13 protein-coding genes are annotated in these 16275 nt (G+C 64.2%); 4 read left to right on the top strand and 9 right to left on the bottom strand.

Features of this window, described 5'->3' with window-relative positions; all coding sequences use genetic code 11:
• Positions 1-60: 60 nt before the first annotated feature.
• The 8 genes from HKW67_RS15000 to HKW67_RS14965 form a co-directional block, all read right to left on the bottom strand.
• The gene (locus tag HKW67_RS15000) at positions 61-486 is read right to left on the bottom strand and encodes a hypothetical protein (RefSeq protein WP_171226159.1); all 426 of its coding nucleotides are present in this window, start codon (positions 484-486) and stop codon (positions 61-63) included.
• Positions 487-541: 55 nt separating this feature from the next.
• The gene (locus tag HKW67_RS14995; protein WP_171226158.1) at positions 542-1642 is read right to left on the bottom strand and encodes a hypothetical protein; all 1101 of its coding nucleotides are present in this window, start codon (positions 1640-1642) and stop codon (positions 542-544) included.
• Positions 1643-1762: 120 nt separating this feature from the next.
• Positions 1763-4207, bottom strand: a complete 2445-nt coding sequence (locus HKW67_RS14990; protein WP_171226157.1) for a TonB-dependent receptor — start codon at positions 4205-4207, stop codon at positions 1763-1765.
• Between the two features lie 140 nt (positions 4208-4347).
• Positions 4348-5049, bottom strand: a complete 702-nt coding sequence (locus HKW67_RS14985; RefSeq protein ID WP_171226156.1) for a pentapeptide repeat-containing protein — start codon at positions 5047-5049, stop codon at positions 4348-4350.
• Positions 5050-5164: 115 nt separating this feature from the next.
• A complete protein-coding gene (locus HKW67_RS14980; protein WP_171226155.1) occupies positions 5165-6523 on the bottom strand; it encodes a hypothetical protein in 1359 nt (452 codons plus the stop codon).
• Positions 6524-6542: 19 nt separating this feature from the next.
• Complete coding sequence (locus HKW67_RS14975; RefSeq protein WP_171226154.1) at positions 6543-8237, bottom strand: S8 family peptidase; 1695 nt, start codon at positions 8235-8237, stop codon at positions 6543-6545.
• A gap of 155 nt (positions 8238-8392) precedes the next feature.
• Positions 8393-9919 carry a right-handed parallel beta-helix repeat-containing protein gene (locus HKW67_RS14970; protein WP_171226153.1) on the bottom strand — a complete coding sequence of 509 codons (1527 nt, stop codon included), beginning with the start codon at positions 9917-9919 and terminating at the stop codon, positions 8393-8395.
• 302 nt (positions 9920-10221) lie between these two features.
• Positions 10222-11367: an asparaginase gene (locus HKW67_RS14965; protein WP_171226152.1), complete on the bottom strand. Its 1146-nt coding sequence runs from the start codon at positions 11365-11367 to the stop codon at positions 10222-10224.
• A 170-nt stretch (positions 11368-11537) separates the two neighbouring features.
• On the opposite strand from HKW67_RS14965, the gene argG reads away from it, so the two are divergent.
• Both argG and HKW67_RS14955 read left to right on the top strand, forming a co-directional pair.
• Positions 11538-12872 (top strand): argininosuccinate synthase, encoded by a 1335-nt coding sequence (argG, locus tag HKW67_RS14960; RefSeq protein WP_171226151.1) that lies wholly within the window; start codon positions 11538-11540, stop codon positions 12870-12872.
• Positions 12873-12975: 103 nt separating this feature from the next.
• The gene (locus HKW67_RS14955; protein WP_171226150.1) at positions 12976-13374 is read left to right on the top strand and encodes a GxxExxY protein; all 399 of its coding nucleotides are present in this window, start codon (positions 12976-12978) and stop codon (positions 13372-13374) included.
• Between the two features lie 174 nt (positions 13375-13548).
• Here HKW67_RS14955 and HKW67_RS14950 read toward each other — a convergent pair whose 3' ends face one another.
• A complete protein-coding gene (locus HKW67_RS14950; RefSeq protein ID WP_171226149.1) occupies positions 13549-14322 on the bottom strand; it encodes a VOC family protein in 774 nt (257 codons plus the stop codon).
• Between the two features lie 143 nt (positions 14323-14465).
• Here HKW67_RS14950 and HKW67_RS14945 point away from each other — a divergent pair, with 143 nt between their 5' ends.
• Both HKW67_RS14945 and HKW67_RS14940 read left to right on the top strand, forming a co-directional pair.
• Positions 14466-15164: a hypothetical protein gene (locus HKW67_RS14945; protein WP_171226148.1), complete on the top strand. Its 699-nt coding sequence runs from the start codon at positions 14466-14468 to the stop codon at positions 15162-15164.
• The gene (locus HKW67_RS14940; protein WP_171226147.1) at positions 15161-16138 is read left to right on the top strand and encodes a 2-dehydropantoate 2-reductase; all 978 of its coding nucleotides are present in this window, start codon (positions 15161-15163) and stop codon (positions 16136-16138) included. The genes HKW67_RS14945 and HKW67_RS14940 overlap by 4 nt, the downstream gene beginning before the upstream one ends.
• The last annotated feature ends 137 nt before the right edge of the window (positions 16139-16275 follow it).

Raw genomic sequence — 16275 nt, 5'->3', positions numbered from 1 at the left:
AAGGGGCCGTGCATCATGCACGGCCCCTTTGCACTTGGTGCGACCGCTCGCGTGAATCGCCTACGGTTTCTCGCTGATATTCGCACAGCCCCACACATTCTGATCGTTGGGCGCCACCTGCGGGTCGAACACGCGAATGTAATACCGCTTGCCGCTCTCGAGCTTCGGGATCACGGCCGTGACCGATCCCCCGCCGTCCATCTGTGTCTGCGCCTGGGTGAAGGCTGCTTGCGGCGCGATCGGTGCCCCTTGGTCATTGCAGTTACCCGCCACGACGTCCCACGCGATGCGCATATCGCGACTGCCATTGCGAAAGGTGATCTTCGCTCGCGATTGCTTGTCATTCCGGGGTTCGATGGTCACGTCGGCGGAGCCGCCGTTCCGCAGTTGGTTCACGGTGGCGAACCACTTGCCGGACTGCGCCGATGTCGCCAGCAGGCCAACACTCAGCGTAGCAACGGACAAAAAGAGAGCAGAAGACCACATCAGTTCCTCCGGGAACTCGGGCGTAATCGGCGATGGTCAGTCGAAAGATAGCGGACTACTGCTTGGCCTTCCCGCTGAACGTCTGCGTCCGCCACGTGGCCGCCCCGGGGTGCTCCCACACCGACTCGAGTCGCTCGGTCGCGGGAATGTAGAACGCCGCGCGCAGCACGCCGCTGGGGAGGAAGTGCAGCAGCGGATCGCCGTTCGGCGGCGAGTGCGCACCCATGATCTTCCGTTTGATCTCCTGATGGAACGGCTCGCTGGGCCGCCAGTTCCAGATGCCACCGTGCTGCGCCTGAAACTCGAGCGACTCTTGGAGCGCCTTCTGCACGTGCGGAAACGTCGCGTCGTGAATCAGCGTGCCGGTGTCATCCTTCGTGAAGCCGAAGAGATCGTGATCGCCCACCATGTTCACATCGGGACGCGCCTTGAGCCGGATGTACGGGCCTTCGATCGCCGCGTGCTCCTTGTAGTGCCCGAAGCGATACTCGTGATCCTCTTCGGCAAATTCCTTCGCGCGGTCCTTGAACAGATCGCGCAGCTTATTCCAGTCCTGTTCAGTTTTCGGCCAGAAGCGCAACCGCTCATCGAACTTCCGTGACTTGAGCGTCGGCAATCGAACGCTCTCGATGTACGTGCGCTTCTTTAGCCATTCCTGATCGGTCACCTGCGCCGCGGCTGACACCTTCACCGCCCCGTTCGGACGCGCGCCCGACGTCCAGCCCACGCGTGGGTTGTAATGCACCACGGCGCCGATGTCTTCCCACTTGATCTCGTCGCACAGGAAGAAGTCGAGTTCCTTCGACGTCTTGTTCTTGAACTCCTGCGCCTTGGTCGGATTCCCCGACTCGATCCCCATGTGCGCGAGCACGCCGGTCGGGCGTACCGAGATCCCGATCTTGTACTTGGTCGAGATCTGCGCCGCCGCCGTCATGGCTCCCTTCACCATGCCTTGCAGCAGGTACTCCTGCTCCATGTTGCGCTCGGCCGACCCCATCGCGTGCCGCGGATCGCCGAGCTGCTGGAAGTACGTCGCCTTGTTCCACCCGGTGCTGGAGTTCGCCGGGTCGGATTTGAAGACGACCGGGGCGATGTTGGAGTTCTCGCCCGGCTGATTGAAGAACGCGTTCTCGCGGGAGACTTTGGGGCCGGTCATGACGCGATTTTATCGCCCAATCGCCGGTTGTGCGAGCGCCACATGAATCAGGCCCGGCGTGCCAACCTGCGGCATGCCGGGCCCGACCATGACCTATGCCGCGGGAACGTACCGCCGGCGTCAGAACGTCGTGCTGAGCGAGAAGAAGATCTGACGTGGGGCGCCGGTCAGGAAAGTCGTGTTGTCGCCGCTGGCGGTAAAGCCGCCGCTGCCCATCGTGCCGATGTACCGCTCGTCGAGCAGGTTGTTCATGTTGAGCTGCAGCTCGAGCGACTTGAGTGCGCCGATGCGACCCAGGCGATAGCGAGCCGAGAGGTCGGACACGAAGTAGCCCGGCACCTTGCCCTCGCCGTCGCCCGCGGTGTTCAGGTCGTTGGTGTACGTGAAGTATCGCTCACCCACATAACGGCCGCCCAGCGTGAGGTTCAGCTTGGCGCGCGTGTACGACAGGGATGCGGTCGCCATCTGCTTCGGCGCGTCCTGCACATACTTGTCCTTGGTGTTCACGCGAGACGTCGGATCCGCCTGATTGGCAAGGTAGTCATCGCCGAACTTCGAGCTGTTGAACGAGGCGGAGCCGAAGGCGCGGAGGCCGTTGCCCAGATCGGCGTTGACGACGCCTTCGAGCCCCATCGTGTTCACCGAGCCCACGTTGCCGAAGCCCGTGGCACAGGTGACGGTCTGCGGGCAAAGCGCGATGCCGAGCAGCCGATTGCGATAGTCGATCGCGTAGCCCGTGATACCGGCCTCCAGCTTCCCGCGACGCGTCCGCGCACCGAGTTCGAGCGTCGTCGCGCGCTCGGCCTTGGCCGTGGACTTGAAGAACTCAAACGTGGCCGGTGCCGCGTTGTACACCCCACCGGCAGGGCTCAGCGGGAACTGGTTCACATTCTCCGACCAGTTGGCGAACACTTCGTTGTTCTCGTTCACCTTGAACACCGCGCCGACCTGCGGCAGGACGGTCGCATCGGTCTTCACGTTCAGCGACGGACGCGTCGCGTCCGCGAAGATCGGCGCCACGATGCCATCGGTCGGTGTATTGCCGTTGTTCGTAAAATCGGCATTCACTGTGAGCAACTTTGCGCCGTACGACAGCGTGAGACGCTCGTTCAGCAAGCGGTTCGTGTTCTGCACGTGGAACTGCGTCGTGGTCACGTCGGCGGTGCGATCATAGTCGAGTCGGAGCACCTTCGTGAAGTCCACTTCCGGACCGAGCTGATAGTTCTTCATGCGCCAGCGCGGACGACGGTTGCTGGACTCGTTCTGCTCGTACCACCCGCCGACTTCGAATTGGTTGGACACCCCGCCGAGAGTAAACGACGCCGTCCCCTTGGCCATGATACCGCCACGGTTCGCCTTGTATTGCGTCTGGCGGAACATGATCGGGTCGGGGCTGTAGGCCGCGCCATAACTGGGCGCATGCCAGTCGCCGCCGCCGCGATTGAGGTGCAGGTACGGCTGCACTTCGACGCGCGTCGAGGCGGTTGGCTTGAACTCACCCTTCAGATACGCGAGATGATCGAGTCGCGCGCCTTGGGCTGAGCTGTAGTACGAGGCATCGGTGAGCGGCGTGTATGTGGGCAACGAGGCTTCAGCGAACTGCTTCGCGGTGGCCCAGTTGGTCTGGTAATCGAACATCGGACCAAAGCCGAAGTTGCTCGATCCCGGCGCCGTGGCGTTGAACACGCCCAGCGACAGGTCCATGTAGTCGCTCTCCTTCTTGTTCGCGTAGTTGTAGAACGCGGTGAACTTGGCTGAACCGATGAACAGGTTGCTCTTCAGGTTGATCTGCTCGTGCCAGTTTTCGCCGGCACCACCGAGAAACCCGTTCTGACCGAACAGCAGATCCTGCTCGCCGGGGAAGTTCGATAAGCGCTCGCCGCCGCCCTTCCATTTGTCAGAGTCGAAGCGCGAGACCGACAGGAACGCCGACACGCCGTTCGTGCCGCCGAAGGTCTTGAGGCCCATGTCATAGCGAAGCAGCGTGCGGCGGGCGCTGTTCTGGCCGCCCATCTGCTGTAGCAGAAACTGCTGGCGTCCTGCCGGTTCGGCCGTGGCATACTGCACGACGCCACCAAGATTATTCGCCGATGCCGTGCCGAGCGCGCCACTGCCTTGCGCCACCGAGGTCGACTCCAAATTCGACGCATCGACGGCACGGCCGACACCAAGTCCGTTCCAGTTGCCGTACGACATGTCGCCGAGCGGAATACCATCCATCGTCTGTCCGATCTGCGCACTCTGGAATCCGCGCATCGTAATGCGATTGGACCACTCATACATGCCGAATCCATCGACCGACTGCATGTTGACGCCGGGAATCCGTTCGACCGCCTTCAACGCGCTGGTGCCGGGCGCGGTCGATCTGAGCACCGAACTGTCAACGCCGGATGCCGCACGCGCGCTACCGCGGCCGGTGACCCCGGTAACGGTGACTTTGCCGAGTGCTTGCGCGGAATCGCGCTTGGTCGTGGCCTGCGCGCGGAGAGGCGAGGCGGAGAGCAGCAGCGACGAGGACGCTGCGGCGAGGAGCGTGAGATACGCTGGACGATTGTCGTGGCGCATGGGACGGGCGAAAGAGGGAAGGACGAGCTGTTGAATCGCTCGCAGGATTCACTCCTCGTGTATCGAACCGAATCACGGATCGGTATGCGCCACGTCTCGGCCGCGTCACGGCGACGTGACGACCGCGAGATCGGCGGGGCTCAAACCGCGCGAAACTGGGTTGAAAAGTTCTCGGCCGACATGTCCTCGCTTACTGCATTGCCCTCTGCACCCTGCTCGACGGCCCATTCGCGAAATCCGTGTGGCGCTCGCTGTATCTCCTGCAGGCGGGCGTAATTCACGGCGGCGATCTCGCGCCAGCCGACGAGATCGGCGAGGTCAGCGCGCAGGAGCGACGCCGCTGAAAAGCGCGCACCCGAGACGCGCGCGCCTTGCAGCATGGTCCCCTCGAGTTGAGCGGCGCTCAAGTTCGCCCCTTCGAGATTGGCATGCTTCAGGTTGGCTCCGGAAAGCAGCGCGCCTTGGAGATTGGCGTCCTTGAAGCTGGCGTGTGCGAGGTCGGCGCCGCGCAGATCAACGCCCACCAACCAAGCGCCATCCACGTTGACGCCAGCCAGTGATTGGGCATTGCGCGCAAGGTTGGTCAGCGCGTCGATGCGTCCGCCGCTTCCACCCTTTCCTTGCGCACTGTTCACGACCAACCAGGCCTGATAATTCGAGTCGAGCAGTTCCTGCGCTTCGCGCACTTTGTCGGCGGCCAGCCGCTCCCGGCGATTGGCCCAGAATTGATAGGCGCCAAAGACGAAGACAATGATCTGCCAGAACTTGACGAAGTCCGCGAGGAAGTCGATGACGGTGAGCGAGTTCGGCGCCACCGCAGTGCTCTGAAGGAGTGCATACATCGGTTCAGTTTGCAGATCGGGCTACCCGCTGGACAGCCGATTGGTGCCTCGTGACCGACCCGTGACAGACGGTGCGGGGTCTGACTGATTGATTCCGGGGGGCGGCAGCGCGCAGTTACGTCGCCGCCACCGCGCAGGCCACCGCATACGTGACTTCAGGGTTGGTGACATCGCTGTGATCCTTGATGCGTCCTCCGCTGCCATCGAGGTTGTTCACCACGCGCGGTGCGTAGGTATAGGCTGTGCCCACACTGCCCAACGGTTGGGTGGTCGCCTCGTTGGTGCGTTGTGTGCCATTCCGCCCGATGCCGCCGTACTGGTCATCCTTGTCGCCGACGGCCTTGGCGTTGTCACCGCCCAGGCGCGACGAGATAGCATAGGCCTTGCCCACGACCGCGTCCTGATACGAGAACGTGGAGATGAAGGGCCCCTTTACGATCTGATGTTCGATCACATCGCGGAAGAAGCCACGGTCGCCGTGTCCGTTGTCGTGGCTGAGCCCATAGTGCGAGAAGGCGGCTTCCAGCAGGGAGAGTGAGTCGGGCTGCACGGCGGGATCCGCGCACAGCGACTTGGCGCATGCCGCCATACAACGGCCGCCCAGACTGTGGCCGATCAAGTGTATGCGCAGCGCCGGATGACGCGCCTTGAGTGCGCGCACGGCCGCGGCCACGCCGTTCGCCCCCACGGTGCCCGAGCGGTTCTTCATCATGTACCACGTGGTGAGGTTGAGCACCTGTCCCACGCGGCCGGCAATAGACTTGAGCGCGCCGCCGATAAACAGCGGCGCGCCGGTGCCACCGCCGCTGCCAGCGGAGGCACCACCGTTCAGCGCCATTACCCCACCATCGTCATCGCGGCGCACCGTCGGCAGAATAATCGGCGACTTGAGTTTGGCGAACAACTCAGAGCCGCGCTGGGCGGCCACCTGCTCGAACCCTTCGGTGGGGTCGGCGTCGGCACCGTCGGCCAGCGACAGCAGAAGCGACACGAATTGATCCTGCTTCGCCGTGCTGTCCTCCAGATGATCGAGCAACGCCAGCGCGCGATCCACAGCGGAGCGCTGGTTGTCGGCAACATCGTCGCGCAACTCCATGAGTTCAATCCGTGCGTCGTCGAGTGCAGCGGCCTCGCGTTCTTCGAGTGCTTGCGCCTCACCGTCGTCATCGTCCTTGGCCGACCCTTCGGAGAACGCCTTCGACGGCCAGAAGATGCCGGCAGCCGCGAAGCGGCGCGATGCCAGCGCGGGGGCGAGCTCGCTTCGCGTGATGTGCGCGCTGAAGTTCTGCAGGAACTGCTCGTACAACCGGCGCGCCTCCACCGCGTTGTTGCGAAAGCCATGCGCGATCATGAGCAGATCGGTGGTGCCCGCCGATTGCAGGTGCGCATGCAGCGTGTCCAGGGTCGACGACCGGAGCACGCCGTTCTGGTCGTACTCGAGCGCGAGGAACGGAAAACCGCCCAGTGTTTCCATGGTGAATCTCCGAGAAGGATCAGACGGCCTGCAACGTCTTCATGAGGTCGAGCAGCCCGTGTCCCTGAAAGGCCGGCTCGCGACCCAGATCGATGGCATTCATGAGGAACAGCGCCTTCACGCGCTCCGGTTGTCCGATGAACTCTGTGCGCACCGACAGGAACGCGGCCGCGGCGCCCGAGACGTGTGGTGCCGCCATGCTGGTGCCGGTCTGCTCGCAGTACAGCACCATGCCGCGCTCCAGTGCGCGTTCGGCCGATTCGGATGGCTCCGACAGCGTGGTACCTTCGGGCGCGTGCGCCGTCATCCCCGGCGCCGTAGTCACCGCACCGGCTTCAGCATCGGATACCGGCACAGGCGTGGTCGTGTCGTGACCGAAGCGCTCACGCTCGCGACCAGCGGCACAGGAGCGAATGCGTTCACCCGGGGCGAGCAGATCCGGCTTGCGTCGTCCGTCGCCGGTGGGACCCCGTGAGGAGAAATACGACACGCCATAGGTATGCGGCATATCACGGTGCGTCGAGCCCACGGTGATCGCCAGCTCGGCGTTGCCCGGATCGGTGATGCTGAGACTGCGATAGCTGCTTTCTTCCACGCCGGCGCCGGTGATGTACGACGAGTAGCCGCTGTTGCCCGCTGACACCACCACGCACACGCCCGACTTCACGAGGCGATTCACTTCGCTGCAGATCGGGCTCTGGCCGCACGCAAACCAGCGCGGATCGAAATCATAGCCGACACTCATGTTGACGCCGTGCACGAGCAGTCGTCGGCCGTACTGATTCCATCGCTGAATATCCTCAAGCGCGCGCAGCACCCAGCTCACCTTGCCCTGACCGCGCGTCTGCTTGTGGTCGTCGGTGCGCGTGACGTCGGCGATGACTTTCAAGCTCACCAACTTGGCGAGTGGCGCGACGCCGCTGATCGATGTGAGCGCCTCGCGGGCCACGATCGGCTTGTCGCCGTCACGGTCACTGGTGCTCACGTCGCGCACTTCGGTGCCGACCACGAGCAGTCCCTCTTTCTCCTCCGTATTCCAGTGTCCGGCGATAATACCGCTCACATGCGACCCGTGCCCAAGTCGATCGACCAACGCCGAGGGTGCACCGCCGCGCGCGGGCACCGACGAATCGACCGCGGCTGCAAACACTTCGCCATCGGGTGTGTAGTCGCGATGCTCGACCGGCCCGCGGATCGCCAGCGTGTCGATCTTGCCGTGTACGCTCTGCTTCTCGGCGAAGTGCACATGACTGCCGTCGATGCCGGAGTCGAGCACGGCCCACACGATGCCTTGGCCGAGGGCGTGAAAGGAGCGCTGTGCGGCATCAGCTTTCACGGTCGTGAGTGACCGGGTGAGCGTGACGGCGATATCGCTGTCTTCCCAGATCCGATACACCACCGCGTCGTTCCGACGGTTTGCCGAATTGTGCTCCTGCGAATCGGCCGCGAGACGTCGGATGCGATCGGCCGACAGTCGCGCGAACACGTAGTTCGATACCGAGCTGTACCGCACCTTCCACTGCTTCGCCTGCTTCTCGACCACCACGAGCGCCCCTTCGAGCCCGTCGCGGTAGAACTCGTTGAGCTCGATGATGACGTCGAACTGCTCCCGGGAGCGACCCTGAATTCTGGACAGCAGCGGTTCGGTCACGATCGAGCGCATCATGTCCTTCCGCATGGCCATTCGCGCGCGCTCGTACGCGTCGTCCGTCATCGTGCGTCCTCAATAGTCCATGGTGAACCACGTGCCCGCGGTCATTCGCGAAGACTCGCGACCAATAGGAACGTGCGTCACCATGCACTGTCAAGAGACTGCGCGCGCGGTGCTCGTCGGAAATGTGTGACGCCCACCGCACGGCTGGCTCAGGACTATTTCGACCAGTTCAGCCTGATGCCGGTGCTGCTGTTGAACGGCACCACGCTGCCGACGCCGGCGACGGTGATCTTCACGGTAGCCGCGCCATTCGTGAACGCACCGCTGACTGGCACCGTGAACGCACTCCAAAGGGCCGTGCCGCCCGCGCATGTGGCCTGCACCGGTGTGCTCGCCTTGAGCACGAAGGTCACCTTACCACTCTTCTGCGTCTGTTCGACGGTGGCGCTGAACGTGACGGCACCATCGACACTGCACGTCACCTTACCGTTGATCAGCACGACGCCGGTTTTGCTGTTGATCGTGCCGGCGGCGGCGGTCGTGGGCGTGATGATGACCGGGATAGGTTCTTCGACGGAGCCGACGTCGCAGGCACCGCCTACCGGACGCGCGGCGCCACGCTGGTCTACGTTCACCAGGCACGTCGGTGCAGCGTCGATCGCGGGGCTGCCGGCGAGCAGATGATGCACCGCCGTGAGGCCGTCCACGGCGAGGGGGGCGAGCTTTGCGTCGGCGATGATCGCGGGAGCGCCGACCAGCGAGCATGTGTTGTCCGAGAACACGTTGGCGCCTTCAAGCACGAGCGAGGCACCGAGTCCGCAGTTGGCGATCGGCGAGCTGAGAATCGAGTTCCGGGCGGTCACGGTAGCATCGAGCTGCAGACTGCTTCCCGAGCTGTTCCCAACGATCGTGCTGTGTTCGATGATCACTTCGTCGCCGGCGAAGACGTTGCTGGCGCTCGGCGCACTGTTGCCGGAGAGGGTGGAGTTGCGGATGACGACCCGGTCGGCAGCATATACACCGCCGCCAAGCCCAGCGCTATTGTCGCTGATGGTGCTGCCCGTTACGGTGGTTTCACCGAGCGCGCGAATGCCACCGCCGCCGATCGCCGAGCTGTTTGCATTGATCGTCGAGTTCGCGATCGTCGCGGTCGAGCCATACTCGACCTCAACTCCCCCGGCCGCTGAAGTCGACGTGTTGTTCCGGACGACCGTGCGCAGGAGACTTAGCGAACCGGCGAGGACGGCGACGCCGCCTCCAAACTCGCCCGCGTTGCCTTCGACGATGCAGTCTTCGAGTTGTACGGTGCCGCGGAGGATCGCGATGCCACTGGCCTTGCCACCCGTGATGGTGACGCGTTTCATCGTGAGCACTTCCGGCCCGTACTTTCCGTACATCAGCACGACCGACGTATTCGCCGTCGCTCTGATCGTAATTCCGCCGGTTGGCCCCTCGATCACGGTGCTTGCATCAACGCGTAAGCCGTTCGTGATGTTGATGGTCGCGCCGCTGAGCGCCGGCTCGAACGTGATCCGGTCATCGCTCACCGCGGTTTCGACGGCTTCGCGCAGCGACCCCGCGCCGGCATCGTTGGTATTCGTGACGACGAGGGTGTTGCCCGTCAGCGTGCGGCGTGCCGCAAGCGCCGGTTGCGTCGCGACACTGGGATCGCCGCACGCCGCGAGCGTGACGAGGATGGCGCCGATCGCGGCGCGGCAGAGGAACTTCGACGGTACGCGCATAAGCTGGGTTTCCGGTCCGAGTAGTGGAGACGAAGCGCGCCGCGCGCTCGCGGGTGCGGACGAACGCGGCTCACCTGTGCAAGGAGGCGGCGATCCGGTGCGAATCGGCTCACGGTTCGTCGGGCACCGCACTCGCGATGACCCGCGGCGGTGCTGCCCTTCTCAGAGATCGGAAAGCGTCGACGGGACCCGACACCGTCGCGGCAATCACTTGTCATGCATTGGCACATTGCGGCAGATCCGCCGCGCGTCCCGGCGCGCTCCCCTCGTGACGGCTGGGTTCGCGCCGAGGTCGGGCCTCCTCAGTACCGCAGGAAGTACCGCTGGATCTCGAGGGGGTCCTTTGTCCGCGTCAGCGCCACCATGAGCAGAATGCGCGCCTTCGCCGGCGTGAGGTGCTGCGCGGTGACCATCGCCGGTGCTGGCGGCACCCGTACGGAGTCGGGGCGCGCGGGAGCGCTGTCGCCCGGAGCAGCCGGGCGCGCAGCCGGTCGTGGTGCGTCAGGATCGCGCGCGGCACTCATGTTGTCGCCGTAGGCGAACACCGTCGCCACCACCACCCCCGCACGGCGCAGCGCCGTGTAGACGTCCGATTCCGCCCGCGTCATGCCGTTGGTGGCGACCGCCACACCGTCGGGTTGCCCATCGAAGCGCGGCCCCGTGCCACCCGGATACGAGTAGGTCAGTTCCACTCGCGGCAGCGAATCCACCTTCCGCATATCGAACTCGCTGTCCTCGCCGTGGCGACGCGTCGGCGCGAACAGAAAGTCGGGGCCGTTGCCGCCGACGACGCCCAGCATCCCCATCTCGCCGCCGCTGAATCCCCCGGTGCGTTGATAGATCTTGCGCACCTCGCGAGCGGAGATGATGCGGTCGTCCATCACCACCATCACGCCTTTGCTCTTGGCCTGCGGCGCGACGGCCACCCGCACCGCGGCGAGCAGATTGATCGGCCCGTCGGGGCTGATGCCGGTGGCCGGACGCTGCGCACCAACCACGATCACCGGCTTATCGGAACGCACCGTGAGATAGAGAAAGAACGCCGTCTCCTCGAGCCGATCGGTGCCATGCGTGACGACCACGCCGGCCAGATCATCGCGATCCTTCAGCACCTTCTCTACCCGCTTCGAGAGCGCCAGCCACTGCGCCGGGGTGATCGACGTGCTTGGCCCATTCGAGAACTGCTCCGTCTCGATCTGCGCAAACCGCGACAGCTCAGGCACCGACGCGATGATCTGCTCGGCGGTCAGTGTACCCGCGCGGTAGCTGCCCAGCGAGCCCGGGGCGTCCTGCACACCGGCGATGGTGCCGCCGGTGGCGATCAAGAGCACTTTGGGGAGGCGTGTGTTCGGTTTCGGGGCGTCCGACGTCTGCGCCTGAAGCGCGACGGTCGAAGCAAGCAGCAGGACGAGCAGCCGTAACGGCGCGCGGAAGCGGGGCAGAGACATGGCAGAGGGCAGGCGGTAGATCATGGCACGCATCAGAGACGGTGCGGTCATTCTGCAGCCCACCGCGCCACCCAACAAGGAGCTGAGGCGGCGTTGTCTTCGTCGGGGGGGGCGGTCAGTGTATTTTGCGAGTCTGTTCCGCATCCCTGACCGTTCAGCCAGAGCTCTCCGTGGCCAATATTCTGCAGCGTCTTCCTGTCGGCGAGAAAGTCGGCATCGCCTTTTCCGGTGGTCTCGACACCAGCGCCGCCCTGCATTGGATGCGCGAGAAGGGGGCCGTCCCGTACGCTTACACGGCCAATCTGGGACAGCCCGACGAAACGGACTACGACGAGATCCCGCGCAAGGCGATGGCGTACGGTGCCGAGCAGGCCCGGCTGATCGAGTGCCGCGCGAATCTGGTGGCCGAGGGGCTGGCGGCGCTGCAGTGCGGCGCCTTCCACATCACGACCGCTGGCGCGACGTACTTCAACACGACGCCGCTGGGTCGCGCGGTCACGGGCACCATGCTCGTGGCGGCCATGCGTGAAGACGACGTCAACATCTGGGGCGACGGCAGCACGTTCAAGGGCAACGACATCGAGCGGTTCTATCGCTACGGCTTGCTGACGAACCCGTCGCTCAAGGTGTACAAGCCGTGGCTCGATCAGCAGTTCATCGACGAACTCGGCGGACGCACGGAAATGTCGGAGTACCTCATCAAGAGCGGCTTCGACTACAAGATGAGCACCGAAAAGGCGTACTCCACCGACTCGAACATTCTTGGTGCCACGCACGAAGCGAAGGATCTGGAGTTCCTGAACAAGGGCATGCACATCGTGCAGCCGATCATGGGCGTGGCGCACTGGCGCGACGACGTGGAGGTGAAGCGCGAGACGGTCACGATCAAGTTCGTGGAAGGCTACCCGGTCGCGATCAACGGTCAGGAATTCGGCAGCGCGCTCGAACTGTTCATGGAAGCGAACGTGATCGGCGGCCGTCACGGACTCGGCATGTCCGACCAGATCGAAAACCGCATCATCGAAGCGAAGAGCCGCGGCATCTACGAAGCGCCGGGTCTCGCGCTGCTGTACATCGCCTACGAGCGCCTCGTCACGGGCATTCACAACGAAGACACGATCGAGCAGTACCGCATGAACGGCAAGAAGCTCGGCCGCTTGCTGTATCAGGGCCGCTGGCTCGACCCGCAGTCGCTCATGCTGCGCGAGTCGGCGCAGCGCTGGGTGGCCAAGGCGGTCACGGGCGACGTGACGATCGAACTGCGTCGCGGCAATGACTACTCGATCATGGACACGAACAGCCCGAATCTCACCTACAAGCCCGAGCGCCTCACGATGGAGCGCGGCGAAGCCTTCTTCACGCCGCTCGATCGCATCGGTCAGCTCACGATGCGCAATCTCGACATCATGGACACGCGCGAAAAGCTCGTCGTATACACCGGTGTCGGCCTGCTGCAGTCCAGCGGCGCGACGGGTGTGCCGCAACTCCCGAGCGGCGACAAGTAGTTTTTGCTCGCGCAGTACTGACGCCGCACTGACGGCGTGGCAGCAGAGTGAACGGGCCGGTCGCCACCAGGTTATCGGCCCGTTCTCATTCTGTCACTGAGCCATGAGCGAACTGCTACACGGCGAGATCACCCACGACATCATCGGTGCGTTTTACGACACCTATAACGCACTGGGGTGGGGATATCCGGAAAGTATCTATGCGAACGCGATGCCGATTGCACTCTCCAAGCGTGGCATGTCGTTTGAGCGCGAAGTCTCTCTTCGCGTCGTCCTCGAGGGCGTCGTGCTCGGCGAGTTCCGCGCCGACCTCGTCATCGCGGGGAAGGTCATCGTCGAATTGAAGGCCTGCGAACGTATCATCGCCGCGCACGAAGCGCAGTTGATCAGCTATCTCAAAGCGTCGAACTGCCACATCGGGCTGCTGCTCAACTTCGGGCCAAAGGCCGAGCTTCGCCGGATCATCTGGACCGATGATTTTCGTGTGCTGAAGGATCGTTAACAGCGGGAACACGGAGTGAACGGATTGCACCGATCACACCGATAAACAAACGGCGATGAACCGCACGCTTTTCATCAAGCAGTTGCTTATCGGTGTAATCGGCGCAATCCGTCGTCTCCGTGTTCCCGCTGTTGCTGTTGCTGTTGCTGTTGCCGTTGCTGTTGCCGTTGCCGTTCAGTCGTTCTGGCTCATATACGAGAACACCGCACCATGCGCGTCCTGCGCGACGATGATCTTGCCGTACGGGCTCGGGATCGGGCCGTTCACGATCTTTCCGCCGTGCTTCGTGAGCGTGGCGTTGGCGGCGGCGAGGGAGTCCACCGCGAAGTACGGCATCCAGTAGGGTGGGATGCCTTCCCAGGCGGCGTCCATTTGCATGACGCCGGCCACGCCGGGTTCGCCGTCGTGGAGGATGTAGTACTCCACGGCGTCGCCGGGGAGGCGCTGCGCCGTGAGGCTGAACACCGACGTGTAGAAGGTCGAGTTGGCGGCAGCGTTGCGGCACGCCACTTCAGTCCAGCACATCGTGCCGTGCTCACCTTCGACGCCGGCACCATGGAAAGTGCCGTGCTCCCAGAGGCCGAACACCGCGCCGCCGGGGTCGATGGCGATCGCCATGCGCCCCAGGTCGGGCGGGATCGCCATGGGCGGCACCATCACCGTGCCGCCGTTGGCCGTGATGCGGGCGAGCGTCGCGTCGGCGTCGGTGACGCCGAAGTACACCGTCCAGGCGACCGGGGCGGCCTCCTGTCCCGGCATCTTCGGGGCGATTGCCGCCGCCGGGATCCCCTTGGCGAAGGCCATGGTATAAAAGCCCAGCTCGGCCGGCGAGTCGCCGAACGTCCAGCCGAACAGCTCGGCGTACAGCGCCTTGGCCGCCGGCAAGTCGGATGTCGACAAGTCGAACCAGACCGGCCGATTGAGGAGGCGCTCCGTCACGATAGGCATCAAAACCTCTGGGGAATGTGACACAACACGGTCTCGGAATTCGCTCCACCCTATCGCCAATCGGATTTCGACGCAAACATTCAGGTCTGCCGACTCGCCGCCATTCGCGGTCGGTCCCACCGAATCACATCAGGAGTATTCCGATGAAGCGTACGATGCAGGTCGCACTCGCGACCGCAGCCCTCGCCCTTGTTCCGCAGCTCGTGCAGGCGCAAGAGATGGAGAAGTCCACCGCCGTGAAGGGCGGCATCCAGATGAAGGGATGGATGGGCAAGGTCGACGGCAAAGAAGCGAAGGCCGGACTGACCGTCGACAGCGCCAAGTTCGTCGCGATGGGCCCGGGAATGCACGCCACGACCGGACCGGCGATCACCTACTGGAACCCCGAGATGAAGGGGAAGGGTGACTACGTCGTGAAGGCCACGTTCTCCGAGCGTGAGTACATGGGCCTCAACAACCATCCGCACCCGTACGGTATCGTCATGGGCGGGAACGACATGGGGACGGACAACGAGAGCTACCTGTACTGCGCCGCCTACGGCAACGGCAACTTCATTGTGCGCGGCATGGGCCCGGCACCGTTCCAGATGAACGGTCGTGGCGGCACCAGCGAGGCCGTGCACAAGGCCGAAGCGAAGGGCAAGCCGGTGACGCAGGAAATCGCCATGCAGGTGAAGGGCGACAAGGTTTCGTGCATCATCAACGGCACCGAAGTGGCCAGCTACAGCAAGGCCGAGCTGGTCGCCGCTGGAAAGCTCAAGAGCACCGATGGCGTGGTGGGTTTCCGCATGGGTCACAACACCGATGCGCACATCGCCGGCTTCTCGATCGGCAAGCCGTGACGAATACCGACACGGCGGCGCGCCAGCTGGACCGGCTGCGCGTCGCCGTCGTCGGGGCGGGTGCCATTGGCGGCGTGCTCGGTGCCCGTCTTCAACAGGCCGGCCACGACGTCGTATTCATCGCGCGCGGCGCCACGCTGGCGGCGCTCCAGACGCGCGGTCTCATCCTCGAAAGCATCGACGGCGATCTCACGTTGCCGTCGGTCCAATGCACCGACGATCCCGGGACGGTCGGTGTCGTTGACGTTGTGCTCGTGTGCGTGAAGGCCACGCAGATCGCGAACCTCGCGCGGTCGCTCCGGCCGTTGGTCGGGCCAGCGACGGCGGTGATTCCCGTCCAGAACGGGGTCGAGGCCAGCCAACTCCTGGCCGCCGAGCTGGGTGACGGCAACGTGCTCGAGGGGCTGGGCCGGGTGCTGGTCGAACAGGTGGCCCCCGGACACATCCGCCACACGGCCGTGACGCCGATCATCGAGTTCGGTCCGCGGGCCGGTGCGCCCGTGCATGCGGCGGCCTACGCCCAGATCTCCCGGTTCGCCGCCGCCCTTCGCGGCGCCGGACTCGTCGCCCAGATGCCCGATGACATGGGCGTGGCGCAGTGGGAGAAGTTCCTGTTCATCGAACCCATCGGCGCCGTCGGCGCCGCGGCGCGCGTATCGTTCGGTGTCGTACGATCGGTGCCCGCGTCGCGGGCGTTGATCGATGCCGCGCTCTACGAAGTGCGAAACGTGGGTCGGGCCGTTGGTGTCGAGTGGCCAGCCGACGCGATCGACCGCGTCTGGGCGCGCTACGATAGTCTGCCGGCGGACGGTTCGACGTCGCTGCAACGCGATCTCATGGCCGAACGGCCGTCGGAATTCGAAGCGCAAACGGGCGCCGTGGTGCGCATCGGTCGCGCGCATGGCGTACCGACGCCCGTGCACGACGTGCTCTACGCCGTGCTGCTGCCGACCGCGCAGAGCGCCATGCACTGAGCGTCGCTGAACGAAACTGAACCATCTTGCGCGCGGTGATCGTCTATACGACGGTCACCGCGCGTTGCTTCTGATCACGAACATGGGCACACGGGTTGCAACGTTTCTCAGCGACTTTCGCAATACCGACGTAATTT

Origin of the sequence: Gemmatimonas groenlandica, from assembly GCF_013004105.1 — a bacterium.
Taxonomy (GTDB): domain Bacteria; phylum Gemmatimonadota; class Gemmatimonadetes; order Gemmatimonadales; family Gemmatimonadaceae; genus Gemmatimonas; species Gemmatimonas groenlandica.
This window is presented reverse-complemented; position numbering and strand designations above follow the sequence as displayed.